At 64.4% G+C, this 18,235-nt stretch carries 19 protein-coding genes and 1 pseudogene; 14 read left to right on the forward strand and 6 right to left on the reverse strand.

The window, feature by feature from the left end:
- The first annotated feature begins 17 nt into the window (after window positions 1-17).
- The 5 genes from RHA1_RS49795 (at window position 18) to RHA1_RS36770 (ending at window position 2,482) form a co-directional block, all read left to right on the forward strand.
- Window positions 18-458 carry a hypothetical protein gene (locus tag RHA1_RS49795; protein ID WP_011599160.1) on the forward strand — a complete coding sequence of 147 codons (441 nt, stop codon included), beginning with the start codon at window positions 18-20 and terminating at the stop codon, window positions 456-458.
- A gap of 328 nt (window positions 459-786) precedes the next feature.
- The gene (locus RHA1_RS36760) at window positions 787-1,344 is read left to right on the forward strand and encodes a CBS domain-containing protein (protein ID WP_007300345.1); all 558 of its coding nucleotides are present in this window, start codon (window positions 787-789) and stop codon (window positions 1,342-1,344) included.
- A 306-nt stretch (window positions 1,345-1,650) separates the two neighbouring features.
- A complete protein-coding gene (locus RHA1_RS36765; protein ID WP_225857940.1) occupies window positions 1,651-1,803 on the forward strand; it encodes a hypothetical protein in 153 nt (50 codons plus the stop codon).
- 32 nt (window positions 1,804-1,835) lie between these two features.
- On the forward strand, window positions 1,836-1,964 hold the full coding sequence (locus RHA1_RS53010; RefSeq protein ID WP_257226535.1) for a hypothetical protein: 129 nt from the start codon (window positions 1,836-1,838) through the stop codon (window positions 1,962-1,964).
- Window positions 1,961-2,482 carry a Dps family protein gene (locus tag RHA1_RS36770; protein ID WP_007300343.1) on the forward strand — a complete coding sequence of 174 codons (522 nt, stop codon included), beginning with the start codon at window positions 1,961-1,963 and terminating at the stop codon, window positions 2,480-2,482. The genes RHA1_RS53010 and RHA1_RS36770 overlap by 4 nt, the downstream gene beginning before the upstream one ends.
- Before the next feature lie 852 nt (window positions 2,483-3,334).
- Here the strand turns inward: RHA1_RS36770 and RHA1_RS50825 are convergent.
- From RHA1_RS50825 to RHA1_RS36790, 4 genes are all read right to left on the reverse strand, one after another.
- Window positions 3,335-3,775 carry a WhiB family transcriptional regulator gene (locus RHA1_RS50825; RefSeq protein WP_225857941.1) on the reverse strand — a complete coding sequence of 147 codons (441 nt, stop codon included), beginning with the start codon at window positions 3,773-3,775 and terminating at the stop codon, window positions 3,335-3,337.
- Window positions 3,768-4,055: a hypothetical protein gene (locus tag RHA1_RS50830; protein WP_167332392.1), complete on the reverse strand. Its 288-nt coding sequence runs from the start codon at window positions 4,053-4,055 to the stop codon at window positions 3,768-3,770. The genes RHA1_RS50825 and RHA1_RS50830 overlap by 8 nt, the downstream gene beginning before the upstream one ends.
- A 1,441-nt stretch (window positions 4,056-5,496) precedes the next feature.
- Window positions 5,497-5,625, reverse strand: a complete 129-nt coding sequence (locus RHA1_RS53015) for a hypothetical protein (RefSeq protein WP_039952787.1) — start codon at window positions 5,623-5,625, stop codon at window positions 5,497-5,499.
- 635 nt (window positions 5,626-6,260) lie between these two features.
- Window positions 6,261-6,638: a hypothetical protein gene (locus RHA1_RS36790; RefSeq protein ID WP_011599166.1), complete on the reverse strand. Its 378-nt coding sequence runs from the start codon at window positions 6,636-6,638 to the stop codon at window positions 6,261-6,263.
- 317 nt (window positions 6,639-6,955) lie between these two features.
- Here RHA1_RS36790 and RHA1_RS53020 point away from each other — a divergent pair, with 317 nt between their 5' ends.
- The 4 genes and pseudogenes from RHA1_RS53020 to RHA1_RS52450 all read left to right on the forward strand — a co-directional run.
- Window positions 6,956-7,078, forward strand: coding sequence for a hypothetical protein (locus tag RHA1_RS53020; protein ID WP_007300339.1), 123 nt, complete (start codon window positions 6,956-6,958; stop codon window positions 7,076-7,078).
- 460 nt (window positions 7,079-7,538) lie between these two features.
- Window positions 7,539-9,203: a hypothetical protein gene (locus tag RHA1_RS36795; protein ID WP_039952786.1), complete on the forward strand. Its 1,665-nt coding sequence runs from the start codon at window positions 7,539-7,541 to the stop codon at window positions 9,201-9,203.
- Window positions 9,204-9,396: 193 nt separating this feature from the next.
- Entirely contained in the window at window positions 9,397-9,627 is a 231-nt protein-coding gene (locus tag RHA1_RS36800; RefSeq protein ID WP_007300337.1) for a hypothetical protein, read from the forward strand.
- A gap of 178 nt (window positions 9,628-9,805) precedes the next feature.
- A pseudogene (locus tag RHA1_RS52450) lies at window positions 9,806-10,030 on the forward strand (aconitase family protein); the annotation flags it as partial.
- Between the two features lie 83 nt (window positions 10,031-10,113).
- Here the strand turns inward: RHA1_RS52450 and RHA1_RS36805 are convergent.
- Window positions 10,114-10,659, reverse strand: a complete 546-nt coding sequence (locus RHA1_RS36805) for an FHA domain-containing protein (RefSeq protein WP_007300335.1) — start codon at window positions 10,657-10,659, stop codon at window positions 10,114-10,116.
- A 227-nt stretch (window positions 10,660-10,886) separates the two neighbouring features.
- Here RHA1_RS36805 and RHA1_RS36810 point away from each other — a divergent pair, with 227 nt between their 5' ends.
- The 3 genes from RHA1_RS36810 to RHA1_RS36820 all read left to right on the forward strand — a co-directional run bounded on the left by RHA1_RS36810 (window position 10,887) and on the right by RHA1_RS36820 (window position 14,039).
- Window positions 10,887-11,570, forward strand: coding sequence for a helix-turn-helix transcriptional regulator (locus RHA1_RS36810; RefSeq protein ID WP_007300334.1), 684 nt, complete (start codon window positions 10,887-10,889; stop codon window positions 11,568-11,570).
- Window positions 11,571-11,951: 381 nt separating this feature from the next.
- Window positions 11,952-13,472, forward strand: a complete 1,521-nt coding sequence (locus RHA1_RS36815) for a catalase (protein ID WP_011599170.1) — start codon at window positions 11,952-11,954, stop codon at window positions 13,470-13,472.
- 285 nt (window positions 13,473-13,757) lie between these two features.
- A complete protein-coding gene (locus tag RHA1_RS36820) occupies window positions 13,758-14,039 on the forward strand; it encodes a YciI family protein (RefSeq protein ID WP_007300332.1) in 282 nt (93 codons plus the stop codon).
- A gap of 242 nt (window positions 14,040-14,281) precedes the next feature.
- Here the strand turns inward: RHA1_RS36820 and RHA1_RS36825 are convergent, their stop codons facing one another.
- On the reverse strand, window positions 14,282-14,695 hold the full coding sequence (locus tag RHA1_RS36825; RefSeq protein ID WP_039952789.1) for a VOC family protein: 414 nt from the start codon (window positions 14,693-14,695) through the stop codon (window positions 14,282-14,284).
- Between the two features lie 337 nt (window positions 14,696-15,032).
- Between RHA1_RS36825 and RHA1_RS36830 the strand changes: the two genes are divergently transcribed.
- Window positions 15,033-15,392: a carboxymuconolactone decarboxylase family protein gene (locus RHA1_RS36830; RefSeq protein WP_007300330.1), complete on the forward strand. Its 360-nt coding sequence runs from the start codon at window positions 15,033-15,035 to the stop codon at window positions 15,390-15,392.
- Window positions 15,389-18,187, forward strand: coding sequence for an aconitate hydratase (locus tag RHA1_RS36835; RefSeq protein ID WP_011599171.1), 2,799 nt, complete (start codon window positions 15,389-15,391; stop codon window positions 18,185-18,187). Before RHA1_RS36830 ends, RHA1_RS36835 begins: the two co-directional genes overlap by 4 nt.
- Window positions 18,188-18,235 lie beyond the last annotated feature (48 nt).

Genomic DNA, 18,235 nt, shown 5'->3' on the forward strand with positions numbered 1-18,235 from the left:
ATGCCGTTGATGCCTCCATGCACCATAGCCGTCGGCAAGGAATAGACAAGTATCGAACTATTCTGCGCGTCTTAGGATTTCAGAACAGCCCCGGTCGATGCCGCAAGCTCGTCGGCGCGGGCGCGACTGAGGCGCAGGGCATCTCGCGCGGCAAACAGACCCGTGACAACGTTCTAGCCGATCCCGTCGTCACCATCGACGCACTCCGAACCGGCCCTTTTGCGCGTGACTCGGTAGACGTGCCCTTCCCCGAATATACCACTGAACTGGACTTATTTCTTTATTTGGGTATGGTCGAGGTCAGTTCGCGGTTGCCGATTCGGAAAGGACCGACAATGGCCGACAAGTCCGCCGTCAAGAGTTCAAAACAGTCTGCACGTGCTCTCAAGGAGCGCCGGGCGGAGAAGAGAGCGAAGGCCCTCGAATCGACTCAGTTCATTCGAAAGCGTAAGAGCTGACGTCATCCTGGAGCATCGCCACCTACCTGCCATCCTCGTCACTGCCTGAGGGTTGGAATGTCGCACCCGACGCTCGGCCAAGAGAAAAGCCGACTCGCCCCATCACGGACTAGCAAATTTCGGGTTCCAGCTACGTGGGGTGAGGACCTCGCCGGGCTTCCCTCCTTTCCGCTCATAAACAGAATCGGAAAAGGCTCACGGAGCGCTGAAGAGTGTTCTGGAAACACGGCGAATGTCATCGGCCTGCATCCGCGTGAGACCTAACGGGGGGCCAACTTCCGGCGCAGTTTAGTGCTGGGTGCCGGATCGACTGAAACGAGTGGTGACGATGCGAGTGTTGAACGTGATGCAGCGACCGGTTCGAGTGGTGCGCCAATCCGACAGTATGCGCACGGCCGCAGTGCTACTGGCCGAGTACGGGTTCGCGGCGGTGCCGGTGGTCGACGACCACGACCGGTTGGTCGGGATGTTGAACAGCGGAGACGTGTTGCGGGCCGGACAAACGTGCTCGGAGACGGTGGGCGAGGTGATGACTGCACCCGCCGTCGCTGCGCCGATGTACCACTATTTGGCCGATGTGAGCCAGATGCTGCTTCAGCAGGGACTACGCAGTCTACCGGTCGTGGATATCGACGGGCGGGTAGTGGGCATCCTCAGCCGCAGTGACGTGGTGCGGTTGATGCTCAAACCGGACGAGACGATCGCCGTGGGCGCGCAACGCTGCCTCGACGACTATACCGGGGACGGACGCTGGCGCGTGACGGTCGAGGAGGGCCGCGTCACCCTCGCAGGCCCCTTCGCAGACGAATCCGAACGCCGCATCGCGATCGCGTTGAGCAAGACCGTACCGGGCACCCGCACAGTGTCCATTGCCACTGAAGAATAGGTGGTGGTCGATCAGGCACAAGCTGTTGGCAACAGCGCGCCACGGTGATCACTGCACCGCCGCGACTCAGTGCGCGATGAGGGTGTTTCGGCATCGCCCCGACGGCCCGAGTGATCAGTCCGCGGCCACGCCACCTGGCTGTGGCCGAAGGCACTCTGATCGCGTCCCCCGTCGTGACGCTGCGCCGCACGCACGGCCACCCTGCGCCGGTAGCGGCCCGGAGGCCGAGAAAGAGAGAGAAGAGGAATGTACCGATCGCGCACGCCCGCCGCGGCAATCCATCGATCCTTCGCCCACGGCGGATCGATGAGCACGCGCCAGATCAAGGCCCATCTCGAGGTGATGTTCGCCCCCGAGACCGATCACGGCGCCCCGGGAGGAAACGCCGGTTCAGTGCTCGCACACCGGCTCAGCGAGGTTGAGGAGAACACGGTTCCGCTTCTCGCAGGCAGTGCCTGAGAGCGCAGAGCGCCGGACACCCCGCAGCACACGTGAGTACCGAACTCACCGACGGGCACGATCCCCCACCACGCCGACAGCACAATCGGGACAACATCGGCCTGGACGACCACACCAAGGACCCCGACACCGACCTACGAAAACGTCAGGAGCAACCATGACCCCTACCCCCATCACCACCGCCCTCGACGCCGAGCAGCAACGGATCGCCGGCAAGGCACTGCAGGGCACCGTCGTCGACCTGATCGACCTGAGCCTGATCGCCAAACAGGCCCACTGGAATGTCATCGGACCCCACTTCCTGGCGGTCCACCCCTCCCTCGACGAGCTAGCCACCGTCACACGCAATTTCACCGATGAGGCCGCCGAGCGCGCCACCGCGATCGGTGTCAGCCCGGACGGCCGCGGGGCCACCGTGGCCGCGGACGCGGGTACCACGGGATCCGCCGCAGGGTGGACACCCGACACCGAGGTGGTCGAGACGATCGTCGCGAACCTGGCCGCCGTCATCGAGCGGTTCCGGGCTCGCATCGAGTCCACCGAGAAGGCGGACCCGGTCACCCAGGACCTGCTGATCGGCATCACCGCCCGACTCGAGCAACTGCACTGGATGTGGCAGGCCCAGAGCGCACAACCATCTGCCCAGCGCCGTCGACTCGGACAGTTGCTCAGCGGATAGCTCCACCAGACGGTGAGCAAAAGAGGAGGCGGCCGCGCCGAACGATCGGCACCGGCGGTCTCGGCCATCAATGCCATAACGATCGCGTTTGCATGCCGCACTCCAATCGCCCCAGCACGGGAAGCCCGAGTGCGACGACAGTCCATGCCGCCCAATGATCGGTTGCGGGTCATTCCAAGCGGCTGCGCCACAGTGTGTGTGAGAACTCGAACTGGCACGCTTTGTGCCTCGCCGAGAATCGAAGAAAGTGGGCTCCTGGCTGGGTCGGTGATCACCAGATCACCGACCCAACAGGAGCCCACAATCTCATCATCGCCGATTTCGTTGTGCCCGGGGGGACATGGTTGCGCGGTGTACTCGTCGTCGGTCACCGACGCAGAGTGGGCGCCCCTCGAATCGCGATTGCCTGCACCGGTGGCACGGCAGGTCGCGGGAGGCGACCCGAGAAGAATGCCGCCGTGGATAGTGGATGTCACCCTGTACATCGTGCGCGGTGGTACCGCGTGGCGGGAAACCGCCGGTGGAGTTCCGGTCAACCGGGACGGTGTACGCGGTCTTCGCCCGCAAAATACCTGTGCACGAAACTCACCCAGAAACTCATCGCAATGGTCTGCAGATCTGGATTTCGACGAACACCGTCTGCACTCCACAGGACACCGGAATCCACACGATCAAGTGCAGCCTGCGGTACCCGTTCGGCTCTGTCGACGATGCGTGAAAACTCGATCTCGAGCCGTCATCTGACTGACCTTCGGGCCGCCAGGACGATGCCGGGGTCATGCCCACGGTGCTTCCGTGCCTCGCCGAAGCGTCCGACGGTACGAATCGGCCCGGTCCAGGTCGGCGTGGCTGTCACCCGGTGGTGGGGCGACCCCTCGACGCCCCACCGGTGTACGCACGGTCGAACGACCCGGTGAACGCGGCCCGGCGTACCCCCGACGCAGCGCCAACAGGCCGCTCATGGAAAGACCCGAGCGGTCGACGCTCACCGCGGCGGGCACGGTGGGTGTGCTTTCGTCGGTCCGACTCGGTCATGCCACCCCACACGCCATAGGATTCACCCACCGTCAGCGCGTGATCGCGACACCGCACCAGCACGGGGCACACCTGACAAATCTGCCGGGCCCGCGCTTCACGCCGATCGCGAGCGCCGCGCCGTTCGCCGTCGGGGGAGAAGAACACCGACAGATCGGCGCCGCGACACGCGGCACGCACCCGCCACTCACCAGAATCAACGGTGACCGCCACCAAGGGCGGATCCTTCGGGATCGACAACGGCGGATTCCTATCCATTGACACCACCGCCGCCGTCGCGGCGCGGCAGATGCGCTGTTGCACGGGGATGTTGCTCACGGCCACCGCGATCCGCAGACGGCCGCGACAGGACTCGTACAGCTGCGGTGGTGACGCTGACGTGGCTACGGCGCGCCACATCGAGGAGAGCATCGAAGCCGGCGTCATGGCTGCAGGCGCGCTGCTCGGCCAGAACTGCAGCCGCGGCGGACAGCAACTGTGCGTCCGCGGCCTGCGGCGAAGGCCCTCGTCCGGGTACTGCGGAGGTGTCGGTCGGCATGAGAGTCCTTTCGCTACATCGGGCGGTACTGCGATACAGGTGACGTCGGCGCGGTGGGGCGATGTCTCGCGTCTCACTGTTGACGGCCCGGTATCGTCCGTGGCTCCAGCTTCCATGAAGGGACATCCAGAGACCACCGGCCTTTACCTAGTCCTTACCTAGGTAAAGCACGGGTGTCGTGGGTGAGACCGTTGATGGGGTGCTCGGTCTTGTGTCGCGGACCACGCACGGCGGCGTGGCCGATCTGCGACCCGACACCGATACGCGGCGTGTACGCGCGGTTCAATTCGGCGAATGGTGCGGATGACTCTGGCTGTGCAGGGGTAAATCCGATGAGGCCTCCGGCCTCTGTGATAGCTGACACCACTAGCGAACGATCCATCGCACGCCTTTCGCCGAGCGGTGCCTGATTTGACAGTGTTCGTCGCAGTGGTCGACTCCTGCGCGCGGCACCCACTCCGAACGGTGCGATGCACCCCCTGCCGGGTCGATCGGGACGCTCTCGACCCGAGGAAGGAACCGGATTCAGCCTCCGGCCGACAGATCTCAGCCGCGATAGCATGCACCACAGCCATCGACGACGAATGGGCAGCTGAGTCATCCTGCGTCTCTCATACTCTCAAGGTGAGCGTGCGGTGATGCACCAGGATCGAGGTTGATGTGGTCGAGGTTGCGGTGCGCATAGACATCGGGTGTGCGGCGGATCTGGTGCCCGTCGTCGCGGCGAACATCCAGCGGGGCGTAGACCAGGTGTACCGCGCACACCAGGGTGCATCAGCGTCGACGGTGCGGGCAGCTCTCAAACGCAAGTTCGGCAGGGCGATCGGGACAACCGCAATCGAGGACCTCGCCGGATGCATCTCGGACGGGAACACTCCGGTGATCACACCCTCGTCCCCGTGGCGATCGGGCCGGCAGACGAAAGGAGGACCCGAGCGATCCGAACGTCCTGGTCTCCATCACCGCCACTCACAGCTGCAGCCTGCACCGGCGGTCACACGGGACGCCCCCATGCGGCTGCATCCGGAAGACCAATCCAAGAGCGGACTGGCGCCGAGGGTAGTGATCAAACGGTCGTCGGCGACTGGCCACCGCCGAAAACTTCGGGCGCCGGCACCCTCGATATCGTCGCCATAGACGACGTCGCCAGGGATCGGCCTGATCGTGCACCTCGACGTCGTGCAGGGCCCTTTCGACACCACGGCGCCACTCTCCGCGCAAGCCGTGTTCGCCATCCTGGTGGGATCCGCAGTGCCGTGGGTTGACGAAGTCGGCCAGGCATCTGCCCGGGCCCACACGCACCCGGCGGCACGGACATGCGAATGAAAGTGGGCCGGCACGGGATGCGCGGCAGCGCCCGTATCAGACCCACCCCCCATCGCGGGATCGCTCATCCTCTTCCCTTCGCGGCCCCCGGGGGCCCGGCGCCGAGAAGGATTGGTCAGCCGTTGACGTGGAACACCGCACGCCGGCCGCGATCGGCGCCGCGGCGCAACGCGGCCTGGACGGCGGCGGTGCCACCGATTCCGCCGGCGAGGACAAGTAGCAGCAGGGCGACATTGAGGTTCACGGGACAGGTCCTCCTCGGGGCGGGCCAAATGCGGCGGCCGGTGCGGATCGTAATGTGGTGGGGCTCAGTTCACTCGCAGCCCGCGGGGTCGGTACTGATCGACCCGGCACCGGCGAGGATCGACGGAATCCTGTGGTCGGGTCTCACACTCATGATGAACGCCACGAGAAGGCCGCGAAGTCATTGCCGACCGTTACACCCTCACCAGCGAACAACGTGCCCGCCGCCGCGCGAACGGCGACGGGCAGGCGAAACTGTAGCTCGCCCTGCGCACCTTGGCCGATCCTTCCAGCGCCCACGCTACGATATTCGGAGCACCCTGTCATCCAGTAGGACCGCAATGAATTCTGCTATCCTTCCGAAGTTTTCGGTGATGCACCCTGGCCGCCCGGCGCCGACATACGGTCCAGGCCGTACCGATCGCTAACCAATGAAATAGTCGACCGATGGGTCGGTCCTTCGCGACGGAGTGTGCGTACGCGGATACGACACATACCTCGCGGCGCGACCGGACTGGGTAACCTCGTCGGTGCCGGCGTGGTCTGCGCCGACGACGGCGCGGACCGCACAGGTTCCGCGCTCAACCCCGTGCTCACGTACTCATCGTCGAGTGACCGGTCGAGTCATTCTCTCTTTCACTTCACTGCCGCCGTTGTCGCGGATGTCTCTGCGAGCGGTGCCGCCAGACGCCGGCGCACCTTCGCCTCGTGAGCGTCGACCTTGTACCTCAGCGGTTTGCCGGTCTTGGCCACCCGACGTCCCGCGACAGTCAGCATCGGTCGTGGAATCCCGATCCCCATCACCGGCACGCCTGTCACATAGTTCTCCTTGAACAGGAACATCGAGGCGTCGACGACTTCGTCGCGGGTGAGCGGCGAGGCCACCCACCCGACCTCTGATCCGATGGCATCCGCGTCCAGAATCGGGCTGCGATAACCCTCCGTTGTCTTCGCAAGAAGCCAACGCAGAACAGCGTCACGAACCGCCCACTGACGATCGGTAGCTGCACTCACATTTCAGTCCTCCAAATAGATGCCACTAATGCTGCCCTGCACCATAGCCATCGGGAAGAAATAAGCAAGTCCGTGAAATTTCCTGCACGCCTTGCACCTCGGAAACTCCCGGCGGACGTCGCACGCGACCGGATCGGACGCCACAGGGGGTGAGAGTACCTCGGATCGGGGAACAGCCCGCCGACGCACCAACCGACGCCGTCGTCACGGCCCGCGCATCATCGAACCGCCTCTAATCGGCCGCTGAACTGGACTTATTTCTTTTGTTGGGTATGGTCGAGGTCAGTTCGCGGTTGCCGATTCGGAAAGGACCGACAATGGCTGACAAGTCCGCCGTCAAGAGTTCGAAACAGTCCGCACGAGCCCTCAAGGAGCGCCGGGCGGAGAAGCGAGAGAAGGCGATCGCGTCCATTCTACTCACCCGAAAGCGGAAGAGCTGATGCGACACTGGCGTCAACACCGCACCCCGCCACCCTCCTCGCTGCCTGAGGATCGATGATATTCCCCCGGGAACTCGGCCAACAGCCCTGACCCGCGCCCACATCAGATGTAGCAGCTTCGGAAGAGAACGGCTCGGAGCGTGGAAATATCAGCGACTGCACTCTCTTCCAATTTTCTACAACGGTGAAAGCGGCTCACAAAACCCTGCCGAGTTCAATGGAAGCACACCGCAGTCTTATTGGTCCGCCCCGCGTGTGACCACCCGATCGGGGGGCCAACTTCCGGCCTCTGACACGCCCGTCCCGGCCCCTCCACGGCCGGGACGACGTGTTTCCCAAAGAGTTCAGGGTGAGCGAGACAGGGGCACTCCCACAACATCCGGTGAGATGACCGTCTCCCCTGCCGACCTATGGGGTCGGTGCAGGAGTACCGGATGTGTCGAGAATTGATGGAACAGAAATGAATCGTCCTGGACTCGTTACCCGTCGGCCGAACCAGGCTTCGCTGTCGTCGAGGAGACGCCGGGCACTGTTGCGGGTCATCCTGCTGCCCTTGGACATCGTCGAAAGCGCCGACCCGGTCCCGGTACCCGCGGTCGACGAGGTCGAACCGTTCCTGCCGGCCCGCATCAGCGCCCCCTCCGCCACCGGGGACGATGGACCGCACGCACAGTTGCTGGCGTTCCGGCACATCGTCGATCGCAGCAGTCCGCCGGTTACCTTCGGCCTCGCACTCGATGGACAGCGCGCACCTAACGGCCCGCAACGCCGCTACGTCGGCCCCCCGGCGACGTGCCTGTCACTGTGGGAGGTTCCCGGCAACGGGCTGGTGCTGGCCTGCGAGGAACTCACCCCCGACCGCACCGGCAGCCTGATCGACCGGCACAATGACCCGCTCCGCGGCGGCGGTAGCCCCGAATTCTGGGCCGCTATCGAAGCATTTCTTCGTCCCTTCGGGCTGACGACCGAGGCGAGCCCGATCGACGTCTTCCCGCGGCTGGACACCCGACTGCCCAGATCTGAGGTCTACCGGCCGCTACGCAGCCTGACAATCCACGGCCCTAATTGGACCGGGCGGGACACCCTCGAGGGCCTGATCATCGAGGTCCACACCGACGGGGTCGATACGGTACAGCGACTGGTCGACGAACCGGGCACTACACCCAGCGCAGGGGCCGCGTCCCGCTCCTACCGTGGACTCTTGGGCTGGCACCGGGTCCCGCTGATCGACAGGGCGTCACGTCTCGGATCGGGGATCGCGATTCGCGAGGACGCCCGAGCCCTTGCCGTCGACCTCGGTTCCCCCGCCACCGGTCCCGGCCATCTCGATCGGGGCACCCGTGAGATGGTCTACTGCCTCATCGGCTGGGTCGCCCTCCGCGCACAGCACTCGGCGGACCACCGACGAGTACTGTCGCTCCTGCGCAACCGCCGCCAACTGAGCGAACGCGGCGCCCTCGCGGGCCTCGGCGACATCGCGGCGGCCCGCAGACGGATGATCGAGACACGGCTTCTGCAAACACACCCCGCGGGTGCTCACCGGCCTCCGCGGATCGAATCGACACACCTTCGATCAACGCTGGCGAACCGCACCGCCGACGAGATCGCCGTCCTGCATACCGAACTCGGTAAGCTCTGTGACAGTGCTGAAAGCTGTCTGCTGCCCCACACGCTCGCCTCCGCCCGAGACCGGCGGTCCACGCTCGTATCGGTCGCGGCCGCCGGTGCGCTGTTCGCCACCTCGCTCCACGCGGCCGTCGCGGCATCACCGGAGTACCTCCAGCGCTGGGGGTTCACCGTGGCGGTTACCGCCGCGATCGGCGCTGTCGCCCTACTCGACGTTGGGGCACGTCGTCGCCCCGGCGGGACACTGACGAAACCGACACCGGTCGCGCCGCCGCGGGCCTCGCCCGCCGTGACACCTGTCAGGGACCTCGAACGTCGACGGCGGGAGTCGATCTTCCCCTTCGAGACGCAGGTGTGGCGCACCGCTCCGAGTCGCCGCGGCAAGACGCCCACGTTGCGAGAGTGCCTCGAGGCCAACGACCTTTCCGGCTGCGCACCTTCCAACCCACCGTTGGTGGCGGCAAGTTCGTCGTCCCGTCCAGCACCAAAATGGACCTGACCTTCAGAACAGGCACCCACGCTTGCAGCGTCGAAGTCGAACTTGAACTGTAGGGAACCGCGAACATGAGCGAACTGATGACGCAACTATCGGTCCTCGACCGCGTTGCCGGAGTCCATTGGCGAAGACCCACCCGAATAGGGGCGCTCCGCCATCGACTCGGGCCGGGTAGCGGTGAGGGAAAGGAAATACGATGACCGGAGACACGGCAAAGGTGAATCGGATGGTGACCTTCGCGCTTCGCTGGTTCCCGCATGGCGGCGGCCCGGCGGAGGAGATTATCGCTGTTTTCGGTATGGATACCGGCGAGTTCTTCCGCTGTCTGCACGCGCAGCTGCACCCGAACCCCCCGACTCCGCTTCGGCCGACGATCGTGGAGAAGATGAAGGCAGTGGCACGGCGGCGTCTGTGGCTCGCGGGTTGAGATCCACGGCTCGCGGAACGCTTGGACGCGCTCCGGTTGCATACCGGCAGCTGGCGCTAGTGGGAACGCTGTGCGTGGGGCAGGCACGGCTCCGGGAGTTTTCCACAGGACTGCCGCAGATCATCTGTGGGAATGCAGGCGCGCCGCTTGCCGGTCGACAATAGAGCGTGCCGTGTCCTCGAACCCGTCGGTGATGATCTGCGGGGCCTGCTGGCGAAGAAGGCCGTACAGCGGGACCGCCGCAAACCGTGGGCGACGACGTCACTGCCTCCGGGAGCGCGTGTGGTCACCGAATACGGCTGAACGGGCCGGACGGCTCCCCCAGCTGGAACGACTCGGCTTCGGACTCGTCGGCTACGGCTACACCACCTGCACCGAAAACTCCGGCCCGCTGGCCGGGCAACGCGAGTGTGAGCAGTTTCCCACCGGATGAGCGGCGGGGCGATCATGGCGACGAGGAAAGCCGTGTCACTCACTCCGTCGTGGTCATTGGTCTGTTGCCGCTGCTGACAGCGGTGTGATGAGGAACGCGAGCCGGAATTTTCCGATTTTGATCTCGTCACCGTCGGCGAGCAGTGCGGTGTCGACCGGTGTCCCGTTGCGGTAGGTGCCGTTGAGGCTGCCGACATCGGTCACCCGAAATGTGTCGTTGTCGCGCCGGATCTGGGCGTGGCGACGGCCGACGGTCGTGTCGTCGAGGTAGATGTCGCTGTCGATGTGGCGACCGATCGTGGTGACCGTCTGATCGAGCAGGAACCAGTCACCGCGGTTGGGCCCCCGGGTGACCACGAGCAGTGCCGAACCGGACGGCAGTGCCTCGACCTCGGCACGGTCCCAAGGCGGGTCGCTGGGGGCCGGATGCCGTCGACGGCGGGCGGTGGGGAGGTTCACCCCGGCACACGTCTTCGCCGACAGTGGGCCATTGAGTGACAATTCGGTCACCAGTGCGGCTTTCGCTCGATACTCGCGGAGCAGACGGTGAGCGTCGTCTCGGTCGATTTTGGTGTCGGTGATGTCGAATGGTGCGGTCACGACGAGGTCCTCTCTCTGCGCGAGGAGAGCAAGCTAGCACTACCTCATACAACAACTATTATTTACTATTAGATTAGTGCAAACTCATTGACCGACGGTAGGTGCAATGCATGTGACGCGCATCACTAGCACCGTGTGACCTCGAAGGATCCGACGCTCGACCCCGCGCTGAGTTCCCTCGCCGATACGGATGGTTTCTACTAATAGTCTCGGCTAAAGTAGGCACTATGAGCGAGCAGACGTTGATCGACCCCACGCTGCCGACCGCGCTCGGCGAGACCCGGAACCGGGTGCTGGACCTGTTGTGCGCCGCGGCGGAACCGATGGGCGTACAGGACATCGCCGACCGGGTCGACCTGCATCCGAATACGGCCCGGTTTCATCTGGACGGATTGGTCGACGCGGGCCTGGCCGAGCGTCGCGCCGAGGACAGCCGCCGGCCGGGTCGGCCCCGGATGGTCTATGCCGCTACCCCCTCGGATGCGTCCACCGGACAGCGCAGCTATCGGTTGCTGGCGGAGATGCTGACCGGTCTGATCGCCGACACTCTGCCGGAGCCCGGCCGGGCTGCCGAGACGGCCGGGGAGGCGTGGGGTCGCTACCTGGCGGAGCGGCCGGCCCCGTCGCAGCGGGTGGACGCCGCCGACGGGGTCCGCCGGTTGTCGACGGTGCTGGCCGAGTCCGGCTTCGCCCCGGGCGTGGTGGAGAACCTCGATCGACCAGTGATCCCGTTGCGACACTGCCCGTTCCGGGAGGTAGCCGAGCGGCACCGGGACGTGGTGTGTTCGCTGCACCTGGGCTTGATCCGCGGGGCGCTGGCCGAGGTGCGGGCACCGCTCGCGGCCGATCGACTCGAACCGTTCGTCGAGCCGTCGCTCTGCCTGGCGCACCTGATCCCCACCCCCGAATGAGAGTTACCTCCACCTCGTGTGATTAGCGAGTGGTTGTTTCCCGGACAACCTCCCGGACAACCGATCACGCCGTAACCAGATATCGGTCATTGTGGCAGCCACCGAGAACGTCGCTTGACGGATTCAAGAAGACATGATGCCCTGAGGGGTATGCGGCACAACACATCACGCGATGTGGAATTGCGGTTGCGGGAAGTCGACCTTCGGCTCACCAGCCCGCGACGGGGCTGTGCTCGAGGTTCTCGATGATCACCCACACCTCACTGCGAGAGACATCGCCCATCTGGTCCGCGAGCAGATCGAAACAGGTGTCTCAAGCAAGCGATACCGAGGTCGTCTTCTGAGGGCTGTGTCCGCAACGTCGAAAGAAAGAAGGGCATGATGGTTGAGAACAACTACACCACCGATGATGCGGGAATTCCGGTACCGAGCGACGAGCGTTCGCTCACCGTCGGCGCGGACGGTCCGATCTTGCTGCACGACGCCTACCTCATCGAAAAGATGGCTGCTTTCAATCGCGAGCGTGTACCCGAGCGGCAGCCTCATGCCAAAGGAGGAGGGGCGTTCGGCACATTCGAGGTGACGGGCGATGTCAGTGCGTTTACCTTGGCGGACCTGTTCCAGCCTGGCAAGAAGACGGAGATGCTCGCACGGTTCTCCACAGTCGCCGGCGAACGTGGCAGTCCGGATACCTGGCGCGACCCGCGCGGTTTTGCCCTCAAATTCTATACCGAACAAGGCAATTTCGACATGGTCGGCAACAACACTCCGGTCTTCTTCATGCGGGACCCGATGAAATTCCAGGATTTCATCCGTTCGCAGAAGCGGCGTGCCGACAACAATCTGCGCGATCATGATATGCAGTGGGATTTTTGGACGCTGTCTCCGGAGTCCGCGCATCAGGTGACGTGGTTGATGGGTGACCGCGGAATTCCGCGCACCTGGCGGCACATGAACGGCTATTCCAGCCATACGTACATGTGGATGAACGCCGCGGGCGAGAAGTTCTGGGTGAAGTACCACTTCATCACCGATCAGGGAATCGAGTTCTTCACGCAGGACGAGGGCGATCAGATGGCCTCGATCGACACCGACTACCACCTTCGTGACTTGTGGGAGCACATCGAACAAGGTGATTATCCCAGCTGGACACTCAAGATGCAGATCATGCCGTTCGAGGATGCAAAGACGTACCGGTTCAACCCGTTCGACCTCACCAAGGTCTGGCCGCATGCGGACTATCCACTCGTCGAAGTCGGCAAGATGACGCTGAACCGCAATCCGAGCAACTACCACACCGAGATCGAGCAGGGGGCATTCGAGCCCAGCAACGCCGTGCCCGGAACCGGGCCGAGTCCGGACAAGATGCTGCTCGGCCGGTGGTTCTCGTATCCCGATTCGCATCGGCACCGCATCGGCGCCAACTACAAGGAGCTGCCGGTCAACCGGCCACACGCGACCACCGTGCGGTCGTATTCGAAGGATGGCCACATGCGCCACGAGAATCCCGGAGACCCGGTGTATGTACCCAACTCCAAGGGCGGCCCGCATGCGGATCCAGCGGTGGCGGGCGAACCCATCGGCTGGTACAGCGACGGGGACATGGTGCGGCAGGCCTACACACTTCGCCAGGACGACGACGATTGGGGTCAGGCGGGCACGATGGTACGCGACGTTCTCGACGATGCGGCCCGCGGACGCTTGGTCGACAACATCGTCGGGCACCTACTCAACGGCGTGAGCGAACCTGTCCTGGCGAGAGTGTTCGAGTATTGGCGCAATGTGGACAAAGGCCTCGGCGACAAAGTCGCGCAGGGGGTGCGCGCCAAAAAGGATGAACTCGATCCCAAGGCCGCGGGACAAGACAACCCGTCGCGTCGATCCGCTCAAGAGAAGGCCTGAGGACTTCGTCAGATCGTGATCACCTACACCGAGACCCCTCACTCCGTCTGCACCGGGTCGATGCGCTTCTCGGGTGGTTCCACTGGTAGCTGATCCGCCAACCACACATGAATACGCCTGTCGCTCAGTATGGATTAAACGACAGGCATATTCGGATCTATCGCCACCCTCGGCCGACTGCTTAGGCGGGCCGCCCCCTCATGAAGAATCGCGCGAGAAGGACTGGTATTGAATCGAGCGTGGTTGCACACTGGATAGATCGGCCTACGAGCGAACGAGAAGAGCATGCCCGTGTTCGTCGTTGAATACACCTACAGCCCCGAAACATCCTCCGGTCGTGATGATCACCGAACCGACCACCATGCGTGGCTCGCCGAATTGGTCCGCCGCAAAGTGGTCCTGTCATCGGGTCCCCTCGCCGACCATACCGGCGCCCAGTTCATCGTCGACGCCGCCGACGAAGACACCGTCACACGTCTGTTCACACACGATCCATTTGCTCAAGCAAACCTCGTAGCAAAGGTTCTCATCGGCACATGGAACCCCGTGGGTGAAATCCGCGCCTAGATGCTGATCCACGCCAGTGTCAGGATCGGGCATCGTCAGCGGAATTGACCGAACCGTGCACGGTATCTCTTGAAGGCTCGATGACCTCTGGTACTCGACGGTTCTCGTCGAACGGTCATAACCTCGACGCCGGGGATCCGTTGTGCGTAACTCGTCGTCTGAAATAGCCAGACCGCGGCACGGTCGCATTCGATAACAAGGCGCTCGTCTTGCCAGCGTGGCGGATGCACCACCGCCTGTGGTCACCCGCGGAATCGTTGCGCGATCAGCTCCCGCGGTAGCTGCTCGGGGCCCGGGTAGGCGACGATGACCCGGATGCCGTCCGGGTCGCAACCATCCACGAAGGTCACCCCACCGACCGTCTGCGTGTATGTGGCCGCGTCATATGTGCGTAGTCGCTCGGTGATCCGCGCCAACTCGTCCTCGGTGTCGGCGGCCCACATGACGTAGTGGACGCCGATAACGCTTACCCCGCGACGGGTCGATGCCCCCTTCTTCGCGTACATGTAGATCTGAAAGTTGTCCGGCGTCAGAAGGAGTGCTGCATCGGGCTCGCGCACAGCGACACGGCAGGCGAATACGTCGCAGTAGTACTTCACCGACCGATCCAACTCGGCCACTTGCATCACCGACGAGGCAACCTTGGCAGCGCACATTTTCATCTCCTACGCCCGGGCGGTCCATGATCTTCAACCGCTCACGGCGCGGGGTGGACCCGTCGCTCAGATCGGAACGCACGCATCCAATATTGTCCTCCGACACCATCGCGCCGCGCAATGCGGCAAGCGAATCGGGCCGATGACTAATCGTCCCACACTGTCCTGCAGATCGCCCCACTCCGTCTGCACCGTTGAGCCACCGGATCGGTCGTGGAGGTGGGGACATTCGGCCCTGGCAATTTGATGCGGACGGGCTATGGTGGCAGGCAAGGTCCGCGCTGCTGCTGCGGTGTCTGTGCTACGGCTGGCAACGCTGAAACAGGAGGACAGCTGTATGCCCGAGTCGCTGTATCAGCCCACCACGCCGGAGATTTCGGAGCGCCGCAAAACGCTCGCACCCGGGATTCACGAAGCCTTCGAGAATTTCAGTCGCTCCGTCTTCGCCGACGGTGCGCTGCCGGAGAAGACGAAACAGCTGATCGCGGTCGCGGTCGCCCATGTGACGCAGTGCCCCTACTGCATCACCGGGCACACCAAGCTCGCCCGCCGCACGGGCGCCGAACCGGAGGAAATCATGGAAGCCATCTGGGTCGCGGCGGAAATGCGGGCCGGTGGTGCGTTCGCACACTCCACGCTGGCCCTGAACGCGATGAACCATAGTGGCCACACCACTACCGGGGAGCCCGAACCGTGAGCGGCAACAGTTTCGGTGCGCGCTCCACACTGACGGTCGCAGACCAGACGTACGGTATCTACCGGCTGGATGCGATCGAGACCGACGTCCAGCTTCCCTACAGTATGAAGGTGCTGTTGGAGAATTTGCTCCGCAACGAGGACGGCCGCCTGGTCACCCCCGGTCAGGTCTCGGCCCTGGCCTCCTGGTCACCGCGCAATCCCGGCCACACCGAGATCCAATACACGCCCGCCCGGGTGCTGATGCAGGACTTCACCGGCGTGCCGTGTGTGGTCGACCTGGTGGCGATGCGGGACGCGATGACGGCGCTGGGCGGCGACCCGCGAAAGATCAACCCGCTCATTCCCACCGAATTGGTCATCGATCACTCGGTGATCGCGGACGTCTTCGGTCGGCCCGACGCCTACCGGGTCAACGCCGACCTCGAGTTCTCCCGCAACAAGGAGCGCTATCAACTGTTGCGGTGGGCGCAGCATGCCTTCGACGATTTTCTGGTCGTGCCACCCGATACCGGCATCTGCCATCAGGTCAACCTCGAATACCTGGCCCGCGTGGTGTTCACACGGGACACACCGGACGGCCCCCTCGCCTACCCGGACACTCTCGTGGGCACCGACTCGCACACCCCGATGATCAACGGCCTCGGCGTGCTCGGTTGGGGAGTCGGCGGAATCGAGGCGGAGGCGGCCATGCTCGGCCAGCCGATGAGCATGCTCCTGCCGCAGGTCCTCGGGCTCAAACTCACCGGCGCCCTACCCGAGGGCACCACCGCCACCGACCTCGTCCTCACCATCGCCGAGTTGCTCCGCAAGACCGGTGTCGTCGGCAAATTCGTGGAGTTCTACGGCCCTGGCGTCGCCAACGTCCCGTTGGCCAACCGGGCGACCCTGGGAAACATGAGCCCCGAATACGGTTCGACCTGCGCCATCTTCCCCATCGACGACGAGACCCTCCACTATCTGCGTCTGACCGGGCGACCCGAGCAGCAGATCCGACTCGTCGAGGCCTATGCCAAAGAACAAGGAATGTGGCACGACCCCGATCAGGAACCGGCCTACAGCCACACCGTCGAGCTCGACCTCGCCACCGTCGAGCCCTCCATCGCGGGCCCGAAACGACCCCAGGACCGCATCCCGCTGGCCAGCGCGTCGCACGCCGTCGGGTCCTTGCTGGCTGGCCAACCACTGCCGACTGCGCTGGAAGCCGGCCTCGACGAGGCATCCGACGAGTCATTCCCCGCCAGCGATCCGATCGCGATCGACCACGACCGCGCCTCGGACGGACCGGCGGCACCGTGCCGGTGCGGGAAGAGCCATGAATGGCCCTCCGACCCGGTGGAGGTGGTCCTCGACGGCGAGGTGCACAGTGTCGATCACGGGCACGTGGTCATCGCCGCCATCACCTCGTGCACCAACACCTCGAACCCGTCGGTGATGATCGGCGCGGGCCTGCTGGCGAAGAAGGCCGTGCAGGCGGGCCTGACCCGCAAACCGTGGGTGAAGACGTCGCTGGCCCCGGGATCGCGTGTGGTCACCGACTACTACGAACGGGCCGGTCTGACCCCCTATCTGGAACGGCTCGGCTTCGGACTCGTTGGCTACGGCTGTACCACCTGCATCGGTAATTCCGGTCCGCTGATCCCCCAGGTCAGCGACGCGGTCACCGGACACGATCTGACCGCCTGCGCGGTGCTGTCCGGGAACCGCAACTTCGAGGGCCGCATCCACGCCGAGTGCAAGATGAACTTCCTCACCTCCCCGCCGCTGGTCATCACCTACGCACTCGCCGGGACCATGCTCGCCGATGTGCGCCGCGACCCGATCGGGACAGGGTCGGACGGGCAGCCGGTGTACTTGCGCGACATCTGGCCGAGCACCGAGGAGGTCAAGGCAGTCATCGACGAATGCCTGCAGTCGCAGATGTTCACCGACGGCTACTCGAATGTCTTCGCCGGCGACGACAACTGGCGCGGCCTCGATGTCGCCTCCGGCGAGATCTTCGAATGGCACGAGGACTCCACCTATGTGCGGCGGCCACCGTACTTCGACGGCATACAGCCCGAACCGCAACCGATCTCCGACATCACCGGCGCCCGGGTGTTGGTCATGTTGGGGGATTCGGTGACCACCGACCACATCTCACCCGCGGGCACGATCCGCCGCGACAGCCCGGCCGGTATCTACCTGCGCGAGCATGGTGTCGAACCGCCCGACTTCAATTCCTACGGATCCCGTCGCGGCAACCACGAGGTGATGATCCGCGGCACCTTCGCCAACATCCGCCTGCGGAATCTGCTGGCTCCGGGCACGGAGGGCGGCGTCACCCGCCACCTCCCCCGCGGGGAGGTGATGAGCATCTTCGACGCCTCGAACGCCTACGCCGCCGAGGGCACTGCGCTGATCATCCTCGCCGGCGCCGAATACGGATCTGGGTCCTCGCGCGACTGGGCGGCCAAGGGAACACTGCTCCTCGGGGTCAAAGCGGTCCTCGCGACGTCGTTCGAACGCATCCACCGCTCCAACCTGATCGGCATGGGGGTGCTGCCCCTGCAGTTCCCGCCCGGTCGCACCCGCGAAAGCCTCGGGTTGACCGGTGAAGAGGAATACTCGATCACCGGACTCGAAGGCGGCGACCCGCGCGCGGACTTCCCTACCGAGGTCACCGTCCGAGCCGACCACCATGGTCAAGTACAGGAATTTCCGGCCACGGTGCGGATCGATACCCCCGCGGAGGCGGGATACTTCCGGCACGGCGGGATACTGCAATATGTGCTGCGACAGCTCCTCGTGACCTGAGCGGCTCGCCATAGAGCACCCATGCGGAAACAGCGTCTCTCGCACAGC

This window comes from Rhodococcus jostii RHA1, from assembly GCF_000014565.1.
GTDB lineage: Bacteria > Actinomycetota > Actinomycetes > Mycobacteriales > Mycobacteriaceae > Rhodococcus_F > Rhodococcus_F jostii_A.

Excerpts from the sequence above, each read along its gene's own strand:
- RHA1_RS36800 (WP_007300337.1), top strand. The coding sequence starts at position 9,397 with ATGACCGGAGACACGGCAAAGGTGAATCGGATGGTGACCTTCGCGCTT.
- RHA1_RS53020 (WP_007300339.1), top strand. The coding sequence starts at position 6,956 with ATGGCTGACAAGTCCGCCGTCAAGAGTTCGAAACAGTCCGCACGAGCC.
- RHA1_RS36760 (WP_007300345.1), top strand. The coding sequence starts at position 787 with ATGCGAGTGTTGAACGTGATGCAGCGACCGGTTCGAGTGGTGCGCCAA.
- RHA1_RS36815 (WP_011599170.1), top strand. The coding sequence starts at position 11,952 with ATGGTTGAGAACAACTACACCACCGATGATGCGGGAATTCCGGTACCG.
- RHA1_RS50830 (WP_167332392.1), bottom strand. The coding sequence starts at position 4,055 with ATGCCGACCGACACCTCCGCAGTACCCGGACGAGGGCCTTCGCCGCAG.
- RHA1_RS36830 (WP_007300330.1), top strand. The coding sequence starts at position 15,033 with ATGCCCGAGTCGCTGTATCAGCCCACCACGCCGGAGATTTCGGAGCGC.
- RHA1_RS36765 (WP_225857940.1), top strand. The coding sequence starts at position 1,651 with ATGAGCACGCGCCAGATCAAGGCCCATCTCGAGGTGATGTTCGCCCCC.
- RHA1_RS36810 (WP_007300334.1), top strand. The coding sequence starts at position 10,887 with ATGAGCGAGCAGACGTTGATCGACCCCACGCTGCCGACCGCGCTCGGC.
- RHA1_RS36825 (WP_039952789.1), bottom strand. The coding sequence starts at position 14,695 with ATGTGCGCTGCCAAGGTTGCCTCGTCGGTGATGCAAGTGGCCGAGTTG.
- RHA1_RS36820 (WP_007300332.1), top strand. The coding sequence starts at position 13,758 with ATGCCCGTGTTCGTCGTTGAATACACCTACAGCCCCGAAACATCCTCC.
- RHA1_RS50825 (WP_225857941.1), bottom strand. The coding sequence starts at position 3,775 with ATGGATAGGAATCCGCCGTTGTCGATCCCGAAGGATCCGCCCTTGGTG.
- RHA1_RS36770 (WP_007300343.1), top strand. The coding sequence starts at position 1,961 with ATGACCCCTACCCCCATCACCACCGCCCTCGACGCCGAGCAGCAACGG.
- RHA1_RS49795 (WP_011599160.1), top strand. The coding sequence starts at position 18 with ATGCACCATAGCCGTCGGCAAGGAATAGACAAGTATCGAACTATTCTG.
- RHA1_RS36795 (WP_039952786.1), top strand. The coding sequence starts at position 7,539 with ATGAATCGTCCTGGACTCGTTACCCGTCGGCCGAACCAGGCTTCGCTG.